Below are 23792 nucleotides of genomic sequence, written 5' to 3'. Positions count from 1 at the left end.
TGGGGTTTATTGGCAATTGCACATAACATAAGGAAAAAAGTAGCCTAAAAAGGCACTTTTCTTCATCTTTTAGAAAATATCGATTGCTGAAACCGAAATAGCCAATGGACAAAGACGTAAAATACAAAGCAAAAAAAAAGGGGGCCGTATCATAAAATTAAATTATGATACGGCCCCTTTTTTTTCTTATAAATTTGTAATCATCGATCTTATCGGATTTAATAAACCGACTTAACTTACCCTGATAAAAATAAAAAAATGAGTAAGGTTCTGGTACTGGTCTCCAACTGGTGCTTATCGTTCGGTAGATATTTGTGCCATCATCTCCAGATAACACTAGCTCTGCTCTTTGGTTGTCTTGTTTAAATTTCGCTTCAGTCATTCCGATTGCGAAAGTTGGCTCATTAAAAGCGACTGATTTGTAGCTCATAGCTGCAACTGCCAGAAGACAGATGAATACTAATTTTTTTATATTGTGTTTAATTTGTGTGTGTAAAATTCAATTCAATAATAATGCCCGTCATAAATTAATTAACCACATTTCAGCTTTTTTTATTAAATGACTTGATTTTTGAATTATGTTGCTGATTTTCAGGTTTATTTTAATCGTAATTTTTTGTTTACAGCATAAGTTTTTCTCTAAGTTATCCTTAGCCATATTTTGCTGAATCAAAATTCGGTCAGCGAATAATTTAGAAATTTAGTTTCCAGGTTTCATTTTATTGTGTGGCGCTAAGCGATTCGAGTATGTTAGAAAGATAAAAACAATAAAAACAGGGTTACTAAATTAAAATGCCTAGTTGTTTGCGTATGCTAAAAGTGTATACGTTTTTTATCTAAAAATTTGCTAACGAATATTTTATATCTTTAGAAAAAGCAAATTCTCCCTATGAACAAAATTCTTATTATAGTTTTTTTCTTGAGTGCTCAATTAGTTTATGCACAAGAGAATCTCAATTTTGGGCGTCAGAAAGAAATTATCTCTCCTCAAACAAATACGGATGGAACTTTTACCTTCAGGCTCAAAGCTCCAAATGCAAAAAAAGTTGAGATACAAGGTGATTTTTTAATTGCCAAAGGAACTGGACCAGCTGTTGAACAAATGAAATTAGGTGCAGATAGTATCTGGGCCTTCACTTCACAAGTTTTACCATCAGAATTGTATAGTTACAGTTTTATTGTTGATGGTTTAAAAATACGCGACCCCAATAATGTATACCTGATAAGGGACGTATCTTCTGTTGTAAATGTATTTTTAGCCGGAGCTGGCAAAGCTGATTTATATATGGTAAATGATGTGCCGCACGGTACGGTTGCGAAGCGTTGGTATGAATCTGCAGGACTTAAGGTAAACCGTCGGCTTACGGTTTACACACCGCCAGGTTATGAATCATCGAAGGCGAATTACCCTGTGTTATACCTACTTCATGGAGTTGGAGGTGATGAAGAGGCCTGGATGCAATTAGGTAGAGCTTCTCAGATATTGGATAATCTTATTGCTTCTGGAAAGGCCAAACCAATGATTGTAGTTATGACAAATGGCCACACCAGTAATACAGCGGCTCCCGGCGAATCTTCAAAAGGTTTATATAAACCAATTATGATGACTCCAGATGTATTTAATGGCGATATGGAAACCTATTTCAAAGAAATAATTGCATTTACCGAGAAGAATTACCGTGTTGGCCGTAATAAGGCCGACAGAGCTATCGCAGGTTTATCAATGGGCGGATTTCATTCTCTTTGGATTTCGGCAAATTATCCGAATACATTTGGTTATGTTGGCTTATTTTCTCCAGCTGTTCTACCACCCTCAAATGCGGCAAGCCCCATTTATAAAGACTTGGATTTGAAATTAGAAGCTCAGAAGAAGAACGGCTTTAAACTTTATTGGATTGCTATTGGCAAAACAGATTTTCTATATAAAAATGTGAGTGACTATAGAAAAAAACTCGATGCAATGAATTTTAAGTACGAATACAGGGAAAGTGAAGGAGGGCATACCTGGTCTAACTGGCGTGATTACCTATCAGCGTTTGCACCTATGCTTTTTAAGTAATGGCGACCTGTTTAAATCATAAAAAAGGCTTTCAAAATTGTTTTGAAAGCCTTTTCCTATTATATATTGAATGCTAAGCCAACTGACTTAATTTTTCAAGCTCAGTAATAATTGAACGCTCTAATTGTGCAGACGCTTTTATTAGAGGTAATCTCACTGTATCTCCACAAATACCTAAATGCTTTAAAGCGGCCTTAATTCCGGCGGGGTTTCCTTCTGCAAAGGCTAAACGGGTAAATTCTACTAAAGCTAAATGTGCGGGAGTAGCGGATTTGAAATCACCCTGAAGACATAAATTAACCATCTCTGAGAATTGCTTTGGAACTGCATTTGCAATAACTGAAATAATACCAGAAGCACCTAACGCAATCATTGGTAAAGTAATGGGATCGTCGCCAGAAATCAATAAGAAGTCTTCCGGTTTATCTCGCATGATTTGATTAAACTGGTCAAAGCTGCCGGAAGCTTCTTTGGTTGCAATAATGTTTTTAAAATCATGGGCAAGCCTGCAAGTTGTTTCCGGACTCATATTGCTCATGGTACGACCAGGAACATTGTATAAAATCAAATCCAAAGGAGAACTTTCAGCTAAATATTTGTAATGCTGATAAATTCCTTCCTGAGTTGGTTTATTATAGTATGGGCTTACAGATAATATTGCACTGTAACCAGTTGCATCAAAGTTCTTAATGTCTTCGGCAACAGCCAAAGTATTATTGCCTCCAATACCCGCAACAAGCGGTAATCTGTCATTGTTAATTTCAGCAGTATAGGCCCACACCTTCTTCTTCTCGTCCTTAGTCATTGTAGCGGTTTCGCCGGTTGTACCTAAAGAAACGAGGTAATCTATTCCTCCTTCTACCAAATGATTAATCAGGTCTTTTAAACCATTATAATCAACTGATCCATCTGTGTTAAAGGGTGTAACTAACGCTACCCCAGTACCCTGAAATTTGTTCATTATATATTTTAATTATTGAATTTTGAATTAATAAATAATAGGATGTCTGGAACACTCAATCATTCATTCAATCACGCTCTTATTTCATTTTATCATCGCTAAAAGTTCCACATCGCTAATCATGGGGATATTTAGTTTTTTCGCTTTTTCTAATTTTGAAGGTCCCATATTATCTCCGGCCACAAGGAAATTCAATTTAGCAGAAATACTGCTTAAAATCTTCCCCCCATTTGCTTCAATTAGGTCTTTCAGTTCATCGCGACTATAGTTTTCAAAAACGCCCGAAATTACGAATGTTTTTCCAATAAGTGTATCACTATCAAGCGTAATTACCTTTTCTTCAATTTCGAATGCTAATCCGGCTAATTTTAATAATTCTATCTGTTTTAAATGCTCCGAATTTCCAAAATACTCAACAATACTCTCGGCTATTCGTTGTCCAATCTCATCAATCGCGATTAACTCTTCCAACGAAGCAGATGCTAGTTTATCGATATTCTTAACACCTGCTGCTAGTTTTTTGGCTACCGTTTCGCCAACGTATCGAATACCTAAACCAAATAACACCTTTTCAAAAGGCATTTGTTTCGATTTTTCAATTCCTGCAAGCATGTTTTCGATAGAGCGTTCGCCAAATCTTTCGATTTCTTTTAGCTGATCAGATTTCTGATATAATGTATATAAATCACTAATATGATTAATCAGTCCTCTTTTGTAAAAGGTTTCAATAGTTTCATCGCCTAAGCCATCAATATTCATTGCTTTACGACCTATGAAATGCTGCACTTTACCTACAATTTGTGGTGGGCAACCTTCATCATTCGGACAATAATGTACCGCTTCTCCTTCTTTTCTAATCAATTCTGTTCCACATTCGGGACAATTATGTAGATAGTGAACCTTGGCAGCATCAGGTTTTCGTTTATCTAAATTAACTTTGATAATTTTTGGAATAATTTCGCCACCTTTTTCTACAAAAACGGTATCGCCTTCATGTAAATCTAAACGCTCAATTTCATTTGCATTGTGTAGTGTAGCCCGTTTAACTGTCGTGCCGGCAAGCTGTACAGGTTTAAGATTTGCTACCGGTGTAACAGCGCCGGTTCGGCCAACCTGATAAGTTACTTTTTCAAGGATGGTTTCTACTTCTGCTGCCTTGTATTTATAAGAAATTGCCCAACGTGGTGATTTTGCTGTAAAGCCTAGTTCCCCTTGTTGTGCATAACTGTTTACCTTAATTACAATTCCATCAATATCATAGCTAAGCTTAAAACGCTCCTCTTCCCACTGTTGTATAAATGCCAATACATCATCAATACTATTCACCAAACGGTTATGTTCGCAAACATGAAATCCCCAGTCTTTTACGGCATTTAGGCTATCCCAATGCGTTTTGAATTCATTTTTATCAGTATATAGAAAGTAAATAAAGCCATCAAGTGGACGCTTTGCCACTTCTTTACTATCCTGCATTTTTATTGTTCCCGAAGCAAAGTTTCGAGGGTTTGCATACTGAATTTCGCCCAACTCTTCGCGTGCAGCATTTAGTTTTAAAAAAGCGGCTTTGTGCATAAAAATTTCCCCACGAATTTCGAAATGCTCAGGGGCCGTATTATTTTTTATTTGATGAGGGATGGTGTGTATGGTTTTAACATTTGCCGTTACATCATCGCCCTGTGTTCCATCCCCACGGGTTACAGCTCGCAATAATTTGCCATTCTCGTAAGTTAAACTAATGGATAATCCATCAAATTTAAGTTCGCAAACATATTGAAAGTTATCCCCAATTGCTTTTCGAATCCGTTCATCGAAGTCTCTTAAATCTTGTTCGTTATATGTATTACCCAACGAGAGCATTGGGTATTTATGTTTAACGGTAATGAAGTTTTTAGTTACATCGCCACCTACTCTTTGCGTGGGAGAATTTGGGTCTGCAAAATCCGGATTTGCAGCTTCTAATTCGGCAAGATGTTTTAGTTTTTTATCGAATTCATAATCGCCAATCGTCGGCATGGCCAAAACATAATAATTGTAATTATGCTGGTTTAATTCTGCAACCAGGGCATCCATTTCTTCTTTTGTGGTAAATAGCGACATAAAGCAAAGATAAAAAAAGGATGAATTGATTATCAGATTCGGTGAAACAAAAAAACGGTTAACTTTTTTTCTTGAATTACAACTTAAACATTATTAAAGTCTTAGCCTAAAATTTCTATGTAGAGAGAAAAGTTAATTTGTGTTAAAGTTTTAAGGACCTAAATGTAGAATTTTGAAAAATACATTAACCTTGTTCTTTTTATTTACAGCTGGCCACAATATTTAGATTTGGATGGAACTGAAACTTATAAAATAAATATCAAAGTTTTTCCAAGTAACTTCCTGCTAGATAATAAAGGAGTAATTGTTGGCGTAAATTTAAGGCCTGTAGAATTAAAATACTTTTTGATAGAACATATTGATTAATTATTTTAGATTAATCATTTAAACAAGTTTTGCTTCAACGTAATTAAAAACATCAATGAAATCTTTTTCCAATGCTTCTTTAAAAAAAGCCAACTGGATAGTTAACTGGTTAATTTGTTTTTCATCTAATGTTTCAGGCCATAAACGCATGCAGATTCTGTTTAAGGCATAACTTATATTTTCTAGCTTTTGATAACTTAATAAGTATTTACTGCTGATAAACTGATCTAGAAATTTAAAGAATATTTCGGGGTTTTTGATTTTGCAATGTTCAAGAAAATCGCTCAGCGATGCTCTGTTAACAGCGAGTAAATTATCGTAAAAATGGTATACCTGTATTAGGTTGTGTTCAATAAGTAAATGATCTAGCAATAATTCAAGGCCAATATGCGCTAAGAATGAAGGCCTCACTGGCGTATTTTCAACTACAGGAATTAGGCGTTGCTTTAAAGCTGCTGTTTTCTCCAGAAAGAATTCAGAAGAATGAAAAAATAAATCCACAGCGAGATGTCTTTTCCAACCTGCAAGCAATCCTTCTTCATCAGGATTACCTAAAAATAAGAATTCGTTTTTTTGAGGATAGAGGTTGGCTTCCTTCGATGCATTTTTGATTAGATCGGGCAATACAACGCCCATAACCATATTTGCATTGGTATTTGATCTATCGAAGTAAAAATGCGAGAGAAAATTCATGGTGTAAATATAGTTTTAAAGTTTTCATATGTACTGAAGCAAAGCTTAAGATTATGGTAAAAATAGATGTATTGTTGTCTAATGTTTGGTCTTTCAGCTTTACACTCAAAAAACTATCTTTGCGCAATTAATTTTATACCATGACAAATTTTGTTGAAGAGTTACGTTGGAGAGGCATGTTGCACGACATTATGCCAAATACTGAAGAAAAGTTAAATGAAGGCATGACTTCTGGTTATATTGGTTTCGATCCAACTGCCGATTCGTTGCATGTTGGCCATTTAACACAGATTATGACGTTAATTCACTTCCAAAATGCAGGTCACAAACCTTTTGCTTTAGTTGGTGGTGCTACAGGAATGGTTGGCGATCCATCGGGTAAATCTGATGAACGTAACCTTCAAACCGAAGAAATGATTGAGCACAATCTGAAAGGTATGAAAGCTCAATTGGCTAAATTTTTAAAATTTGAAGATGGCGGAAATGGTGCGGTAATGGTTAATAACGCAGATTGGTTTAAGGATATGAACCTTTTTACCTTTATTCGCGATGTTGGAAAGCACATTACTGTAAACTATATGATGGCAAAAGACAGTGTGAAAAGACGTTTAGAAGGCGATTCCGGGCTATCTTTTACCGAGTTTTGCTACCAGTTAATACAAGGTTACGATTTTTACCATTTATGGAAAAACGAAAACTGTTTGGTGCAAATGGGAGGCTCCGATCAGTGGGGGAATATTGTAACCGGAACTGAATTAATTAGAAGAAAAGATCAGGGAACAGCTTATGCAATTACCACTCAATTAATTAAAAAAGCCGATGGAACCAAGTTTGGGAAAACAGAAAGCGGTGCTGTTTGGTTAGATGCGGAGAAAACTTCACCATACAAATTTTACCAATTTTGGTTAAATGCATCTGATGATGATGTAAAGAAATGGATAAGGATTTTCACGCTAAAAACCAGAGAAGAAATTGAAGCTTTAGAAGTTGAACACGACGCTGCGCCGCATTTAAGGATTTTGCAAAAATCGCTGGCAGAAGATATTACAATTAAAACCCATTCGGCTGAAGCTTTAGAAACAGCTATTAAAACTTCGGAGTTTTTATTTGGTAATGGTTCTTTAGAATTTTTAAAAAGCTTATCATCAAATCAGGTCTTAGAAATGTTCGAAGGTATTCCTCAATTTAATATTTCGAAAACTGAATTAACAGCCGGGCTCGATGCAGCGACATTACTTGCAGAGAAAACAACTGTTTTTTCATCAAAAGGAGAAACGAAAAAGCTGATTCAAGGTGGTGGTGTTTCTGTAAATAAAGAAAAGATTGCTGATGCGAATCAAGTTTTCAATGCAGAAAACTTAATAAATGATAAATTTATTGTTGTACAGAAAGGAAAGAAAAATTATTTCCTATTGATTGCTGATTAAGAAATTATAATTCTTTTAATAACAAAAATGCCCCAAAGTTTCAGATAATTTTCGGGGCATTTTTTATGCTGAAAACGCAGAAGATTATCTTTAAGGTAACAACTAATCGTATTTATCCTTTTTTCGTTATAAATTTTATAGACTCCTGAATGTTCTTATCTAAAAGTAAATCATCAAAATTATCTGATTTTGAAACGGCCACATCAGGTATTATTTTTTCATAATGATTGCCATTTCTATCACTATAATACGAATTGGTTAGAGCTAAGGTAACATCATAAGGAAGTGGCCATGAAAAATTCCCTGTTGTAAATCCCAAAGTATTTTCCCCAATAAAAGTCGTATTTGGTCTACCTTTAAAAGCTATCGCTGTTACCTCACCTGAACTTCCTGTTAGCACACCAGTAATCACCGCTACCTTTACCTTGTCTAGCAATTCTCCTTTTGGGTTGATATACGACACTGTTTTATTGTTTTCTATATAACTTCCTTTTGATAAGGTTACTTTGCTTTTTATTTTTTTATTCTCATTAAGCGATCCAACGATTTCATTATCTCCAAGAAAATCATATAACGAGAGGAGCATGGGCCATGAGTTTCCACCCGTATTAAATCTTAAATCAATAATCCACCCTTCAAGTTTATTTTTGGTTTTAATTTCGGCTATTTGGTCGTATAAAGATTGCGCTATGTTATGTATGTTTTTCGAACTGATATCAAAAAATACCATACGAGGCATTAAAATATAACCAATTTTTCCATTCAGCACTTTAGCTTCAAAAACTGGTTTGGTAGCATACTTTTTAGCCCATTGTGCACTGTAGTCATCTTTAGATATTTTTTTTCCTGTAGCGGCGTATTTATTTTGCTTATAATAAACACCACAATGGGTTGCGCCTATTTTGTCGAACAATGTTTTTATTTCACTCAGCGAGTTTTCAAAGTCGGTGTATTGAGCTGAATTTTGTTTAGTTTCAGTTTTAACGACTTGCCAATCAACACTTTTCCGAAGTAAGTATTCACTCTTTAGTGCCACGAAAAGTTCATCATAGAAAACCTTAATACTATCTTGTGATGTCAGTTTTTTTTGCGCACACAGCCTAAGAGATAAACTCAATATAAAAAATATACTAAATATTTTTTTCATTTATATAAAATTATTGACCAAAAACTGGTTTCAGATGTATGTTTTTTAATTTAATAAATGCTGTGGTATAGAGCATTTATTAGTAGATGATTTTTTTAGGCGTTTGGTTGCATTGAATTATCAAAGTTCAATTTACGCTCTGTAAGTTTTTGATAATGAGTTAAATTGTTTTAACCGTACTTAATTCACCGTTATAAATCTTTTCTAAGAATTGAAATTATGAAATTGACACAACGGGCTCATCCTCCTGATAAACAATATGGCTTATTTAATGATTTGCATACTACTGCACTAACAAATTACAACCTCTAATATCTGCATTATCAAAACGGCCTAAAACTTCAAAACTTCCATCAGGATGAATTTTACCTAAATCTTGCGTAGCAATAAAAGAGCATGAATTAACATTTGCTAAGTCGATAACGTTTAAACCACCAGTTCTTCCTCGAGGCATTAAGGATAGCGGGTCATTCGTATCGCGAATTAAAACCTGCATCCAATTTGGGCAATTGAAAATACCATCGCCCAAAGAATAAGCTTGAGAAAGGAGCTCCGTCATACCATACTCACTATGAATAGATTTAATGCCAAAACCTGCAGTAAGCTGTTCATGCAGTTCTTCGCGAACCATTTCTTTACGTTTGCCTTTCATACCACCAGTTTCCATTACAATTAGTTCAGGGAAATCGGTTTTATATTGTTCAATAAAATCAAGCAGGGCATAGGTAACACCGATTAAAACTGTCTTTTGATTTTTTGATTTTAAATCAGTTAACGTTTGAAAAAGCTCCTGGTGGTTGTAAAGAAAATAACCGCTTTGTGCATTTTTACTTTTAGCGATTAAATCGTTAACCATATAAATTAGCGAAGAACCCGAACGTTGTTGGTAAGAAGGAAGTAAAGCAAGAAAACAGTAATCCTCGGTATTTCCATAAAATTGATTAAATGCTTGAAGATAACTTTGTTCATAAAGTTTTACATCTGTAACCTGATGACTGCTTTGAGACATTCCAGTGGTTCCAGAACTGCTAAAAGTGATTTCGACTGGATTCTGATTGCTTAAAACATCGTGCGTTTTAAAAAAGCTTATTGGTAGAAAAGGAATTTGATTAACAGTTTTTACTTCATCAATATTAATATGAAGATGATGAATGTACTCAGCATAAACTGCACAGTTTAGAGCCTGATGTTTAAAGGTTGCCAAAGCCAGTTCGCTAAACTGCTCTATATTTTGAATGGAAAAAATGTTTTCTGCGGATAAATTCACAGCACAAAAGTACAAAGCCTTATGCTATTTTTTCGTCAGTTTTTTTTACCAGCATTGTTATGCGAAATTGATAACCACAATAGCCGCTTATTCCGGCAACCAAACCACTTACCAGACCAGTAACCAAAAGTAAAATCCACCAGATTTTTACACCTGTCATCACTGCAACCCGGCTAGCAAGAACATTATCGTTAGGTAAGCTTTTGAACAAGGCATAGCCAATCCAAAGTAGAAATATTGCAAAGAAAGATTGCCAGAAAGCAATTTTACCAGTTTTTCCGATTATGCCACAGGTTGCAAAAGAAATAACGATGATTACCCACCATGGTGCGACCATTTGTAAAAGAAAGCAGATTATTAATATAACAATGAATACCATTTTTAGTTATTTAGAAATTTTTAAACGAGAGATTATTGTACCTGATTTATCATCAGGCGTTTGCATGTAGAACAAATCGTAAAGTTTGCCATTTGCCCAGGTATCAACCATATTATCGTAGAACTTGCTGCCTGGATTGCCTGACTGTCCGCCGGGATAAACGCCGTGACCTTTAGGCGTTTTGCCCAATTCGATAACCATTCTCCACGATGGGCCATTTGTTTCGCTTATTGCATTAATTGTACTCTTAGCACCACCAATCTGTAATACTTTAGAACCAAATCCAGGGATTTTAGCCAAATGCGGAACATTTGTTTGTTTAACATTCGACCAGTTCCAGTCTTTATTAATTGGTCCGAATCTGCGCTCTAAACTGTCGCAGCTATACTTAAAAGCTTCATTAACTAAATCTGTTAGAGTTTCTTTTTTCGTCGTATTAATATTATCAAACCATTTCGCATTAGCTTCTTTCAAAATCATTTCAACGGTTCGGTCTCTCGATGGGTAACGCATTGGAATTCCATCTACGTTAAACTCATCATTCCAAATGTCGAAACTTAAACGTTTGGTCCATATTTCGAAAACGCTTGCGGCAATTTCATACGCGTCGTAACGTTTATTCCATTTTGTTAAATAGCTTAAAGCTTCTTTTTGAGTTGCGTTTAATTGTTCGTTATTAACCAAAGGCATTAAGGCTGGCATTAAATTCTCTGCCATTATACTGTAGTTATCGGTTTGCATCAAACGAATACTGTCAGCTGTTGCTTTATTCATAGCGCCAAGTCTATCGTTAATTCTTTTGCCTCGTTCGTAAGGTGCAAACTCCCAGTTTATGTAATAGGGATATGTTTTATCGGTAGAAGATTGATTTGCCGAACTTACAAAACCACGAGGTGGGTTTTTAACTGTCGGATTTTGTGCTGCGGGTATCCAGCCTTGCCAGTCGTAAGCTGGGTCGGTTCCGTCTAAAATAAATTTACCCTGATCTTTCCATTTCAACGGAAACTTTCCATTTGGCGTAATGGCGATATCGTTATCTACACTTGCAAATACGAAATTCTGTGCAGGAGCAGTGTAAAAAGTTAGTGCTTTTCTATAATCATCGTAGTTTTTACCTCTGTTTAAGTAGTAGAAAGTCATTAGCTCGTTCGATTCATCGTGAGCTATCCATCTTAACGCATCTCCAACAGGGACATTATTTGCCCTGGCATATTTTGGTTTTTGAAAGTAAACAACTGGTCCGTGATGGGTATAATAAACGGTATCGATTTCATCTGCACCTCCACGAATTTTTATTGTTTCCAGCCTGGTTTTTGTGGCTTTCCAGGCATTATTATACCAATATTCTTTATGCGAATCGTCTTTAAATTTTATCTGATAAAAATCCAATACATCAGCAGCAACGTTAGTTACACCCCAGGCTGTTTTTTGGTTAAAGCCGATGATTACCCCTGGCGCTCCAGGGAGTGAAACTCCATAAGTATTAATGCCAGGTGCATGCAGCTGTATTTGATACCAAATTGATGGAAGGGTAAGATCTAAATGTGGGTCATTTGCTAAAATTGGAAAACCTGATGCTGTTTTAGCGCCAGATAGTGCCCAGTTATTACTTCCTATACCTTCGATTTTTTCTTTGGTTTTAACATCGCCCGTTTGTGCATTGGTAAAAGATTCAGGGGTTTTAGGCGTTGGAAGGGGCGTAAAATTCCATTTCGTTCCAACGGGAATAATTGGATCCTCGCGAAAGGGATAATCTGGAAATAAATCTGAGGTAACTTCCGAACCAAACTTTTTCATAATATTGGTCATGTAAAATTCATCAGAACCCATTGCCAAAACCGCCGACATTTGCTTAAGCAACAAAGCACATTTAACAGGCGACCAATTTTCGGGTTTAAAATCTAAAATTTTATATTCTATCGGGTATTTAGCTTGAGAAAGTGTTTTGATGTAGGCATTTATCCCATCGGTATAGGCTAAAATCATTTCTTTAGCTTTTGGATCGGCCATCATACCTTTTAAAGAATTTTCTGCACCATAAACCATTCCCATTCTACGCTGATAGCGGTCAACTTCTATGGCTTTATCGCCAACCACCTCACTTATTCTTCCGGCAGCAAAGCGAGTTTGGAAATCCATCTGCCAAAGGCGATGCATAGCGGTAACATAGCCTTGAGCCAAATAAAGGTCATGATCGTTTTTAGCGAAAATATGGGGAATCATTCTGTCATCAAAAACAATTTCAATTTCATCAATAGCCCCTTTAATTTTTGCTTTATGATTAAACATGAAATGGTTATTCTCTGCATTTTGCCAAAATCCCATAAAAGGGTTTAGGAATTTTAAAAGAGGAGGGGTACTGCCAATTTTTGTATTTAAAAGAAATGCTAATGCTATTGGGATAACGATGCAAAAAAGAGCCTTGAGTTTATTCATAAATGGTTAGCTAAAAATCAATATTGCATATTTATTTGAGGTAAGATATTATCTGCAAATTACGACAAAGTAAAGATCAATCAAAATTATTAATTCCATCAAAATTATTATGCTAACATAATTTGTTTAATTCAAAAAAAGAATTTAAGTTTAACTAACTAAAAAAATAATCTAACCAAATATTTATTCATGAGAACAATCTATACACACATTTTGTATGTGTTTATGCTCTTTTGCGCAACAGGGTTTGCCGCAAAAGCACAGAACATAACCGTAAGTGGGACTGTGAAAGACAAGCAGACCAAAGAATCGCTAGTTGGCGTTACTATTGTTATTAAAGGACAATCGGGTGGTACGGCGACAAATTCAGATGGCGCATTCACATTTACAACCTCCGCGAAAGTTCCCTTTACAATATCAGCGAGTTATGTAGGCTATGGTGTTGTAGAAAAACAAGTAACTGGAGCTACAACTAATATTTCGATAGAAATGGAAGCTGCAACGATGTTAGGTGGTGATGTTGTTGTTTCAGCATCGAGAACGCCTGAGCGTATTTTAGAATCTCCGGTTTCAATTGAGCGTATGAGTGCCGCCTCGATTAGAGAAATTGCTGCGCCTTCTTTTTACGATGCCTTAAACAATATGAAGGGGGTTGAAAGCAGCATGCAAAGTCTAACTTTTAAATCAATTAATACGCGTGGTTTCAATTCGAATGGTAATACTCGTTTTAATCAATATATTGATGGGATGGATAATCAGGCGCCAGGTTTAAATTTCTCGGTGGGTAATATTGTTGGTATTACAGAGCTTGATGTTGATAATGTAGAGTTATTGCCAGGTGCATCATCGGCACTTTATGGTGCCGGCGGCATAAATGGTACATTGTTGATGACTTCTAAAGATCCTTTTAAATATCCTGGTGCAAGTTTTCAGTATAAAACTGGTGTTAACCATGTAAATGATAACAGTACTACTTCAAAGCCCTTCAATCAGCTCGATGTTAGATTGGCTAAATCATGGAATAATAAATTCGGGGTTAAGGCAGCATTTTCTTTTCTGCAGGCTAAAGACTGGTATGCAAATAATTACACAAACTTCGATCGCAACTCCCGTACGGTCAAATCTGGCGATAGAAATAGTGATACAAATTATGATGGTATAAATAGCTATGGCGATGAAGTTAGCCAAAATATGAGAAATGTGGCCTTGAGTGTGCAAAATGCGACGATTTCAGGCATTAATGCTGGTTCTGGGGGTGCAATTCCAAACATCAAATCATTAATGGATGGTGCTTTCGGGGCAGCTATTCCTAATGCGGCACAACAGGCTGGATTTTTATCTAATTTACCAGCAGCACTACGCCCTGCAGTACAAAATTATTTGCCTTTTTACGTTGGTTTGAAAGCAAATTTAATACCTGATCAGAATGTTTCCAGAACGGGTTATAACGAAGAAAGTCTGGTAGATTATGATACCAAATCGTTAAAAATGTCGGGTGCATTATATTATAATCTTACCAATACAATACAGGCGGTTGCACAGGCGAATTGGGGAACAGGAACATCTGTTTACACGGGTTCAGATAGATATTCTTTGAGAAATTTTAATATCGGTCAGTATAAGCTGGAGTTAAAAGGAGAGGATTTTAGTCTGAAAGCTTATACTACTCAAGAAAGATCGGGCGATTCTTATATTTCTTCAATACTAGGAAGTTATATTAATGAAGTTTCTAAACCATCAACAACCTGGTTTCCTCAATATATCGGCAATTATGTTGGTGCCAGGGCCGCTGGCCAGACCGATGCTGCGGCACATGTTTTTGCAAGAGGTATTGCTAATACTGGTCGTTTCGAGCCGGGAAGTGCTGGTTTTGCCACTGCAAAAGACCGAATAATGAATACAACAATTAGTGCAACCTCTATTAATTCTGCAGATCCAACTAAGAGCGTTTATGGAGCTAAATTTGATGATAAATCAAACCTTTACCACTACGAAGGAATGTATAATTTAACTAATGCGTTTAATAAAGTTGTCGAATTTCAGGTTGGTGCATCTTATCGTATTTATGATTTAAATTCAGCAGGAACTATTTTTGATGATTTGGGGCGTCAAATTGACATTGAAGAATATGGTGCTTTCGCACAAATCGGTAAAAAACTATTTAACGATAAAGTTAAGATTACCTTCGCTGGTCGTTATGATAAAAGCCAGAACTTTGAAGGCAGATTTACACCAAGAATAACCGGCGTTTTTACTGTAGCTAAAAATAATAACATTAGGGTTTCTTACCAAACCGGATATCGCAATCCAACAACTCAAAATCAATATATAGATTTATCAGTAGGTGGTGGTTCGCAAAGGTTAATTGGTGGTTTGCCAGAAATTATGTTCGGCAAGTATAAGTTAGATGCAAATAAACCATTTACCGACGTAAGTTATCGTGCTTTTTTAGCTTCAGCGGCTACCGGAACTCCTAATCCGGCATTGTTACAACAATATACTTTTAATGCAAAGGGCGTGCGTCCGGAAAGTGTTCAATCTTATGAGTTGGGCTACAAAGGCTTAATTCTTCCGAATTTACTTATCGATGCCTATGGTTATTTTAATCAATACAAAGACTTTATTACAGCTGTAGATGTTTATCAGAATGTTGGAACTTTAGCTGCACCAACATTTGTTAAGTTCGGTGTTCCGGTAAATGCCGAAGGCGAAGTGAATTCTTATGGTGGTGCTTTAGGTTTAGATTATCTTGTTGGAAAATATAACATCAGTGGTAACGTATCTTACAATCAAATAGGAGATTTGCCAGTAAACTATATCAACGATTTCAACACACCAAAAATTCGTTATAACCTTGGTTTCGGAAACAAAGAAATTGTAAAAAACTTTGGCTTTAACCTTTCTTACCGTTGGCAAGATAAATTCTTCTGGAATTCGTCTTTTGCTTCTGGAGAAGTACCAGCATATAGTTCTTTAGATGCTCAGGTTAGTTTAAGAATTCCTTCTGTAATGTCGGTTGTTAAAGTTGGCGGTTCTAACGTATTAAATAAATATTATACAACATCTTTCGGTAATCCGATGGCTGGTGCCATTTATTACGTTGGTATTGCTTTTAATCCATAAAATAAATTAATTATCTTAGCAGCCCTCCTTACAATGAAAAGTAATGAGGGCTTTTTTTATATTAATATCATCCCTTTTATAAAATATTTGTATTATAGTACTTTCTTTTAAAGCATTGTTTAATAAGAAAAACCAATTAAATTTTTGAAATTATTAGGATGGAAGACCAAAACGATAAGCCGCTTGAAACGAGCGAGCTGATTGAAAAAGAACAGGAAATACAACATTTAAACAATCCTGTCGATATATCAGTAAAACCAATTGTTAAGCAATATTTAGGTTCAGTTAAGAAAGTAAAAAAAGAAGGTAATCGTTTTTATTTTTCTGATGGAGACGCAAGGGTTGAAATTAGAGTCGTAAGTGATGATATTATTCGCGTTCGCCTTGCTCCTCATGGCGTATTTTTAGACGACTTTTCTTATGCCGTGCCAGAAGTAGATCAAAAAGTTTCGGTTTTTAAAATGCAGGAACACGAAGACTGTTATACAATTTCTACACATTCGGTTACCTGTAAAATAGATAAAGAAAACTTCCATATTTCTTTCTCTGATAACATTACCAATACGGTAATGGTAGATGAGGCCAATTCAATGCATTGGGAAGAAAATACAGATTTTGGAGGATACTATATTTATGCAACCAAAAAGTGCCATCCGGAAGAGAATTTCTTTGGTTTAGGTGATAAATCTGGCAACTTTAACTTACGTGGCCGCAGATTTGAAAACTGGAATACCGACGCTTATTCTTTTGGTTGGGATCAGGATCCATTGTACAGAACCATTCCTTTCTATATTGGTTTACATAATCAGGCCGCTTACGGTATATTTTTTGATAATACCTTCAAATCATATTTCGATTTTGGCAGAGAAGACGTAAATAAAACCAGCTTTTGGTCTGATGGTGGCGAGTTGCAATATTATTATATTCATGGCCCACACATGATGGATGTTGTTAAACGTTACGCAAGTTTAACAGGTACACACCCAATGCCACCAAAATGGACATTAGGTTATCAACAATGTCGCTGGAGCTACTATCCCGAATCGAAGGTTAAAGAAATTGCGAAACAATTCAGAGCCAGAAAAATCCCTTGCGATGCCATTTATCTGGATATCGATTATATGGATGGCTATCGCTGCTTTACCTGGAACAAAAAGTATTTTCCCGATCCACGCAGAATGATTAAAGAACTTTCTGCCGATGGATTTAAAACCGTAGTGATGATTGACCCTGGAATTAAGGTTGACGATGATTACTGGGTTTTTAAGGAAGGTAAAGAGAATAGATTTTTCTGCCGCCGAAGCGATGATTATTATATGGAAGGGCATGTTTGGCCTGGTCGTTGTCAGTTTCCTGATTTTACTAATCCTAGTGTTCGTACTTGGTGGGGCAATTTATATAAGGAATTGGTAGACATGGGGGTTGCCGGTTTTTGGAATGACATGAATGAACCTGCTGTTTTTGGTTCGGGAACGTTCCCCAATGATGTTCGTCATAATTACGACGGATTCCGTGGTTCACACCGTAAAGCACACAACGTTTACGGTATGCAAATGGTTCGCTCAACATACGAAGGCTTGAAAAAACTAATGCGTAATAAACGTCCGTTTACCATTACCAGAGCCGGTTATTCGGGTATGCAACGTTATGCAAGTGTTTGGACAGGCGATAACTTAGCAAGCTGGGAACATTTAAAAATGGGTAACATCCAATGTCAGCGTTTATCAGTTTCTGGTGTGCCTTTTTGCGGTACCGACATCGGTGGCTTCAGTGGCGAACCAGATGGCGAATTATTTACCCGCTGGATTCAGTTAGGAACTTTTTCCCCATTCATGAGAGCGCACTCTGCCGGAGATACCGCAGAGCGTGAACCCTGGAGTTTTGGCGATTTTTATGAAGATATTAACCGCAAGTTTATTGAATTGAGATATCGCTTAATGCCATATTTATATTCTGTATTCTGGGAACATCACCGCTATGGTTTTCCAATTTTAAGACCACTAGTGATGTTGGAACAGGAAAATATTGGCAATCACTTCCGCCAGGATGAATTTTGTTACGGCGATAAATTATTAATTTGTCCGGTTTTAGAGCAAGGTGCTGTAGAAAGAAAAGTATATCTACCTAAGGGCACCTGGTATAATTATTGGACGAATGAAGTTTTAGCCGGAGAAAGCGAGCACCTGGTAGAAGCTAAAATCGATAGCATGCCAATGTTTGTTAGAGCTGGTTCAGTAATCCCTGAATATCCTGTAATGCAGTATGTTGATGAAAAAGCAATCACCGAAGTAATGCTTAATATTTATTATAGCGATTACGAAGTAAATTCTTTTATGTATGAAGATCATGGCGATACATTTGCTTATGAGCAGGATATTTATCTTGAAAAGAAATTTACTGTAAAGGGCGATGCTACCCATTTAAAGATTAATCAACTTACCGAAGGTTTATACACACCTAATTATGAGTTTTATGCTTGTAATATTTTTGGTGTTAAGTTTCAGGTTAGAAAAATAATGGTTGATGGTAAGGAAGTTACCGATTTCCATACAGATGACAAATCTACCCTAAACTTTAAATGCAATAAAAACTTCACCGAAATACAGATCTTTAGTCTGTAAAAAAACATAACCCCGAAACTTTAAAAGGCTTTCGGGGTTTTTATATCTAACCTAAATTTACTATGCCAGCAGCGAAAAAAGTATCTGTTAAGAAAACTGTATTAACTGAAATTGATCAAAGTTTATCCGTATGGCCACATAGTTTATTTACCGATTACGATATTGATTTATTTCTTGTTGGAAAGCATTTTCGTTTGTACGAAAAAATGGGTTCCCATCTTTTAACCGTCGAAAATACTGCTGGAACTTATTTCTCTGTATGGGCGCCAAACGCAATTAGAGTAGCTGTTTCGGGCGATTTTAATGATTGGAATACAAATTCACATGCGTTAAATAAGAGGTGGGATAAATCTGGTATTTGGGAAGGCTTTATTCCAAATTTGAAAAAAGGAGACGTTTATAAATACTTTGTAAAGGGTTTTGATGAATCTGAACATCTAAAAGGGGACCCTTATGCTGTGCGTTGGGAACATCCTCCACAAACGGCAAGTATTATTTGGGATACGGATTATAGTTGGAAAGACAAATCGTGGCTTAAAAAAAGACCAAAATTAAATGCACTGGATCAACCAATATCAGTTTATGAACTGCATGTTGGTTCTTGGCAAAGAGATCCAAATAATCCAGAAAGAGTGCTAAATTGCCGTGAAGTTGCTGCAGCATTAGTTCCCTACGTTGTTGAAATGGGCTTTACGCACGTAGAATTAATGCCAGTTATGGAATTTCCCTTTTTCCCTAGCTGGGGCTATCAAATAACAGGTTATTTTGGTGCAAGTTCTCGTTATGGCTCTCCACAGGATTTAATGTTTCTAATCGAGGAATTGCATAAGGCAGATATTGCTGTGATTTTAGATTGGGTACCCTCTCATTTTCCAGGTGACAGACATGGCTTATATGAATTTGATGGTACGCATTTATACGAACATGCTGATATGCGCAAGGGATTTCATCCAGATTGGAAATCCTATATTTTTAATTATGATAGAAACGAAGTACGTTCTTTTCTGATTAGTAATGCACTATTTTGGTTGGATAGATACCACGCTGATGGTTTACGTGTAGATGCTGTTGCTTCGATGCTTTATTTCAATTTCTCTAGAGAAGATGCTGATGCAGCTACCAACGAATATGGTGGAAGTGAAAATTTGGGCGCAATCCAGTTTTTACAGGATTTGAATGTTGCTGTTTATGGTAATTTTGATGGAGTTCAAACCATTGCTGAAGAGAGCAGTACCTATCCTGGTGTCACCCATCCGGTTTACGCTGGTGGCTTAGGTTTTGGGATGAAGTGGATGATGGGCTGGATGAATGATACTTTAAAGTATTTTAAAATAGATACTTTGGGTAGAAAACACCATCACCATAAACTTAGTTTTAGCATGACTTATGCCTTTACTGAAAATTTCATGCTGCCTTTTTCTCATGATGAGGTCGTGCATGGAAAATCACCCATGCTATATAAAATGCCAGGCGATGATTGGCAAAAATTTGCCAACTTGAGGGCTCTTTATGGTTATATGTTTACGCACCCAGGAGCCAAATTGTTATTTATGGGTAATGAGTTTGGTGATACAAACGAATGGAACTTTACCCAGTCTTTAGATTGGCATTTACTGCAATATCCGCCGCACAAAGGTATGCAGGAAACCGTTAAAGCATTAAATTTTTTATATAGAAAAGAGCCTGCACTGTATCATTTTAATTTCAGTTATGAAGGTTTTGAATGGATTGATGCAGATAACAGCGACGAGTCTATTTTTGTTTACATGCGAAAGGGGCCAAAAGCTAAAGATACTTTAGTTATTGCTTTAAATTTTACGCCTGTAGTAAGAGAAAACTATAAAATAGGTGTGCCTTTTAAAACAACGTGGAAAGAATTGTTTAATACAGATGCGATAGAATTTTATGGTGGAGGTATTAAAAACGGCGGTGATATCGTTCCAGAAGAGCAGGGTTATAATAACCAGGAATTTTCAATTACTGTTGATTTGCCGCCTTTGGCCGTTGTTATTTTTAAGAGTAAATAAACAGCATAAAAAAAGCCTCCTGTTACCAGAAAGCTTTTAATAATCCTCGGAGTGGAAGCTTCCGAGGGTGGGCAAAGATACAATTAAGACCTCACGCCAACAAATTTTATTTAAAATAGCTGTAAATGGTTCATTTACAGCTTTAATTTTATTCCTGCATTAAAGGTTCTGCCTTCAGTGTGTGTCCAAATGTCGTCGAAGGTTGGATTTGTGTGCGGTCCGTTAACTACACTTTTATACTTACTTTGCCTTGTATCCGTAAAGTTTTCAGCATTTATAAAAACGGAAATTTTTCCAAAAACTTTTTCAGCCATAAATCCGAATTCCCAATAAGATGGCGTTAGAAAATTATTATATAGATATTGTTTGTCGGTAAAATACCCTTCTAATCCAAGTTTGAAGTTTCGTTCTTTTTCATACAATAAAGCTAAATTTAATTTGTTTTTTGGCAGTAGGCGAATATCCTGGATTACCGGAAGGTATTCTGCTTTTGCGTTTGTGAAAGTGTAGCCTGCAAACAGTTTAAAATACTCTTTAAAAATAATTTTAGCATTGCTTTCAAAACCTAGACTGTTAACAGGCTGGGTAGTGTTACTAAAATAAAAATATTGATTTGCATCCTGTAATAGAATAGTAGAATTACTGATTCGGGCGTAAAAGAACATTTGATTTAAACTTATCATCCAATCATCGCCAATATTAGTTTTGTAATTGATATCTGCGGTTCCTCCATAACTTTTTTCTGCCTCGACATTGTTTAAGGGTAGCAGGTTTTGGTATTGGAAAGTTTCTGTTTGCTCAGTGAAAAGTGTAGGTGTTTTATAACCTAAACCCGCACCAATTCTCGAACTCCATTTATCACTAAATTTATATAAAACAGAAACTCTCGGGAGAATAAAGAAATCGGATTTACTATACAAGCTGTTATGGTAGTTTGTTAAATCTGTTCTAACCCCACTTTCCAGTTTGAGTTTATCAGTCGCGTCCCAGGTTTGTTGAAAATACAATCCAGCTGTTTTGGTAATAAAATCTTTAGCGAATAGGGTTTGATCTCGTTCTTTGAAATTATCATAAACCAAATTAGCTCCAAATATTAAACTTTGATTTTTAATGTTTTTCAGGTAGCTAATATCTGCGTAAACGTTGTAGTTATCGCCTTTAAAATTGTAACTTGGAATTCCAATACTGCGTTTAAAATAGTTGAAACTCGCTTTTGCCTTAAATAGATTTTTTTCAGCAGATTTTATACTTAAATCAAGAGTAGAAGTGTTTCTTAAACTCGCATTGTTTTCAAAGTAAGTATGGCTATTATCAGCGCCATTTTTTATCAATTCGATATCGCCACCAGTTCTATCGCTTTTGGTAAAAGCATTGCCAATTATGAGAGTAGTTTTCTCGTTCGGATAAATAAATATTTTTGGGTGAATGGTAAAATCTTTTGATTTCGGTAGCTCAGTAAAGTCGTCTTTATCTACATCATACGGTTTTTGAAAATTTGCTAAAGCCAAGAAACTGTAACCAATTTTAGAATTTCTCTTCATCGCGAAGGCACCGATATTGGTTTGCCCAACATTAGATTGGTTGATAATAAAGTTATAATCTGCTTTTTCACGAGGTGTTCTCGAAATAAAATTTACCACGCCAGCTATTGCACCAGCGCCATAAAGGGTAGAGGTTGGGCCTTTAATAATTTCAACCTGAGCTAAATCTAAAGGTGGGATTTCGAGGATACTTAAGCCGCTTGCAAAATTGCCAAAACTTGCGTATCCATCTTTCAATAGTTGCGTATAACGGCCATCTAATCCTTGTATCCTTATGCTCGCGTTTCCGCTTGTTGCAGAGGTTTGTTGAACAGAAATTCCGGTACTCTCATGTAAAATCATCGAAACGTTCGCCGGCCGCATATTGCTTTTTTCGTCAATTTCTTCGAGTTCGATAGTTTCTACACGTGTAGGTGTGTTTTGTATACTTCTGCTGGTTCGAGTTGAAGATATAATAACTTCTTCAAGCTCAACTTCAGATTGCTCGAGTAAAATTTCGATAGAACCTTCTTTATTTAAAGGTAAATTAATAATTAGATTTTTTTCTTCGTAACCAATATGATTAATTTTTATAGTGTATTTACCACTGGGGATATTGCTGAAATAAGCTTCACCCTTATCGTTGGTAACGCTTTTGAATTTTGTGTTATTTATGCTGATTGTGACACCTTGTAGAACAGATTTATCGCTTTCTGTTTTTACAATAAGTTGAAAACTGTTTTGTGCATAAGCGCTTGTTACGCACAGTAATGTGCATAACAACAAAAATATTTTTTGCATTTTTATTGATTTGATAATTGAATAAATGTCAGCTTTGTGGCCGATTGAAATTCCGGAATTAACCGTTACATTCAGTATTCAATTTTGGCGGTTGCCAAATGCTTTGATGATAATCTGATGAAAAATATCTTCTATACTCGATTGCCTTTTTAGTTCTTGAAACAGGTTTCAAAGTTTTAAGTGCAATAGATTTTAAATTGAATAGGAGCGTTTGACCGCAACAGTTGCAGGTGCAAAGTGGTGAGCAACTATCCGAACTAGTATGATTTTGATTTTTATTAACAGAATTGAAAGAAAATTGAACCTGATCAATTGTTTTCAATTCTATTGTATCCTCGCAAGTAATGCAAGAAAGAATTAAAATAGATACGATTAAGAAATGGCTTAATATTTTCATTCTTGGTTGCGAAGATAAAACAAAATAGTCGGAATTATTTAACTGAATTTTCTCTGTTTACTTTTACTACTCTTTGCAGTTGTTTCTTTTATACAGTAATTCTGTAAACAAATTATCATCAATCATGTTACCTATTCAATTGTAGCACAATGAGCTAATGCAAATATCAGTTGTAAATAATTTAGAAAATATAAAATCTGTTCTTCAGGTTTTTGTAACAACAAAACAAGTTTGTGTGGCCAAGTTGAAAGCAAATGACATAGGAGAATTCAGAGCTTTGTATAAATTTTATGCTCCCGCCATCTTTGGGGCAATAAGTCGAAATGTTGCCGATACAAAAAAATGCAATGCTATTTTAGAAAAACCTTATTGAAATAGGCACTTGATGAATACTAATAAAATTAGTAAATTAGCTTTATGGAGAATCGCTTTAAAAGTTTATCAATATTTGAATTTCAGTCTAAATTTCCA

The 23792-nt window shown here is 35.8% G+C and carries 15 protein-coding genes; 6 read left to right on the top strand and 9 right to left on the bottom strand.

Translation table 11 applies throughout. The features are described 5' to 3' along the window. Window positions 1–889: 889 nt before the first annotated feature. On the top strand, window positions 890–2059 hold the full coding sequence (locus ACFOUY_RS10600) for an alpha/beta hydrolase-fold protein (RefSeq protein ID WP_378960537.1): 1170 nt from the start codon (window positions 890–892) through the stop codon (window positions 2057–2059). A gap of 73 nt (window positions 2060–2132) precedes the next feature. Here ACFOUY_RS10600 and dapA read toward each other — a convergent pair whose 3' ends face one another. From dapA to ACFOUY_RS10585, 3 genes are all read right to left on the bottom strand, one after another. After that, on the bottom strand, window positions 2133–3020 hold the full coding sequence (gene dapA, locus ACFOUY_RS10595) for a 4-hydroxy-tetrahydrodipicolinate synthase (protein WP_378960536.1): 888 nt from the start codon (window positions 3018–3020) through the stop codon (window positions 2133–2135). An 84-nt stretch (window positions 3021–3104) separates the two neighbouring features. Further along, the gene (gene ligA, locus ACFOUY_RS10590; RefSeq protein WP_378960535.1) at window positions 3105–5117 is read right to left on the bottom strand and encodes an NAD-dependent DNA ligase LigA; all 2013 of its coding nucleotides are present in this window, start codon (window positions 5115–5117) and stop codon (window positions 3105–3107) included. 384 nt (window positions 5118–5501) lie between these two features. Then, the gene (locus tag ACFOUY_RS10585; RefSeq protein ID WP_378960533.1) at window positions 5502–6176 is read right to left on the bottom strand and encodes an ACP phosphodiesterase; all 675 of its coding nucleotides are present in this window, start codon (window positions 6174–6176) and stop codon (window positions 5502–5504) included. Between the two features lie 140 nt (window positions 6177–6316). Between ACFOUY_RS10585 and tyrS the strand changes: the two genes are divergently transcribed. Further along, window positions 6317–7603, top strand: a complete 1287-nt coding sequence (gene tyrS, locus ACFOUY_RS10580; RefSeq protein ID WP_378960532.1) for a tyrosine--tRNA ligase — start codon at window positions 6317–6319, stop codon at window positions 7601–7603. Between the two features lie 112 nt (window positions 7604–7715). Here tyrS and ACFOUY_RS10575 read toward each other — a convergent pair whose 3' ends face one another. The 4 genes from ACFOUY_RS10575 to ACFOUY_RS10560 form a co-directional block, all read right to left on the bottom strand. Further along, window positions 7716–8750 carry a S41 family peptidase gene (locus tag ACFOUY_RS10575; protein WP_378960531.1) on the bottom strand — a complete coding sequence of 345 codons (1035 nt, stop codon included), beginning with the start codon at window positions 8748–8750 and terminating at the stop codon, window positions 7716–7718. A gap of 283 nt (window positions 8751–9033) precedes the next feature. After that, the gene (locus ACFOUY_RS10570) at window positions 9034–10017 is read right to left on the bottom strand and encodes a LuxE/PaaK family acyltransferase (protein ID WP_378960530.1); all 984 of its coding nucleotides are present in this window, start codon (window positions 10015–10017) and stop codon (window positions 9034–9036) included. 19 nt (window positions 10018–10036) lie between these two features. Further along, complete coding sequence (locus ACFOUY_RS10565) at window positions 10037–10396, bottom strand: hypothetical protein (protein WP_378960529.1); 360 nt, start codon at window positions 10394–10396, stop codon at window positions 10037–10039. 6 nt (window positions 10397–10402) lie between these two features. Beyond that, complete coding sequence (locus tag ACFOUY_RS10560) at window positions 10403–12721, bottom strand: penicillin acylase family protein (RefSeq protein WP_378960527.1); 2319 nt, start codon at window positions 12719–12721, stop codon at window positions 10403–10405. 300 nt (window positions 12722–13021) lie between these two features. On the opposite strand from ACFOUY_RS10560, the gene ACFOUY_RS10555 reads away from it, so the two are divergent. The 3 genes from ACFOUY_RS10555 (at window position 13022) to glgB (ending at window position 20603) form a co-directional block, all read left to right on the top strand. After that, a complete protein-coding gene (locus tag ACFOUY_RS10555; protein WP_378960526.1) occupies window positions 13022–15955 on the top strand; it encodes a TonB-dependent receptor domain-containing protein in 2934 nt (977 codons plus the stop codon). A 158-nt stretch (window positions 15956–16113) separates the two neighbouring features. Then, the gene (locus ACFOUY_RS10550) at window positions 16114–18576 is read left to right on the top strand and encodes a glycoside hydrolase family 31 protein (protein WP_378960525.1); all 2463 of its coding nucleotides are present in this window, start codon (window positions 16114–16116) and stop codon (window positions 18574–18576) included. Window positions 18577–18638: 62 nt separating this feature from the next. Next, window positions 18639–20603, top strand: coding sequence for a 1,4-alpha-glucan branching protein GlgB (gene glgB / locus ACFOUY_RS10545; protein ID WP_378960524.1), 1965 nt, complete (start codon window positions 18639–18641; stop codon window positions 20601–20603). A 134-nt stretch (window positions 20604–20737) separates the two neighbouring features. Here the strand turns inward: glgB and ACFOUY_RS10540 are convergent, their stop codons facing one another. Next, on the bottom strand, window positions 20738–22924 hold the full coding sequence (locus tag ACFOUY_RS10540) for a TonB-dependent receptor (RefSeq protein WP_378960523.1): 2187 nt from the start codon (window positions 22922–22924) through the stop codon (window positions 20738–20740). A 58-nt stretch (window positions 22925–22982) separates the two neighbouring features. Then, the gene (locus ACFOUY_RS10535; RefSeq protein WP_378960522.1) at window positions 22983–23321 is read right to left on the bottom strand and encodes a DUF6660 family protein; all 339 of its coding nucleotides are present in this window, start codon (window positions 23319–23321) and stop codon (window positions 22983–22985) included. Between the two features lie 157 nt (window positions 23322–23478). Between ACFOUY_RS10535 and ACFOUY_RS10530 the strand changes: the two genes are divergently transcribed. Next, window positions 23479–23694, top strand: a complete 216-nt coding sequence (locus ACFOUY_RS10530) for a hypothetical protein (protein ID WP_378960521.1) — start codon at window positions 23479–23481, stop codon at window positions 23692–23694. Window positions 23695–23792: the final 98 nt, after the last annotated feature.

The sequence above is a fragment of the Pedobacter jamesrossensis genome (assembly GCF_042650905.1).
In the GTDB taxonomy this organism is placed as follows: Bacteria; Bacteroidota; Bacteroidia; order Sphingobacteriales; family Sphingobacteriaceae; genus Pedobacter; species Pedobacter jamesrossensis.
This window is presented reverse-complemented; position numbering and strand designations above follow the sequence as displayed.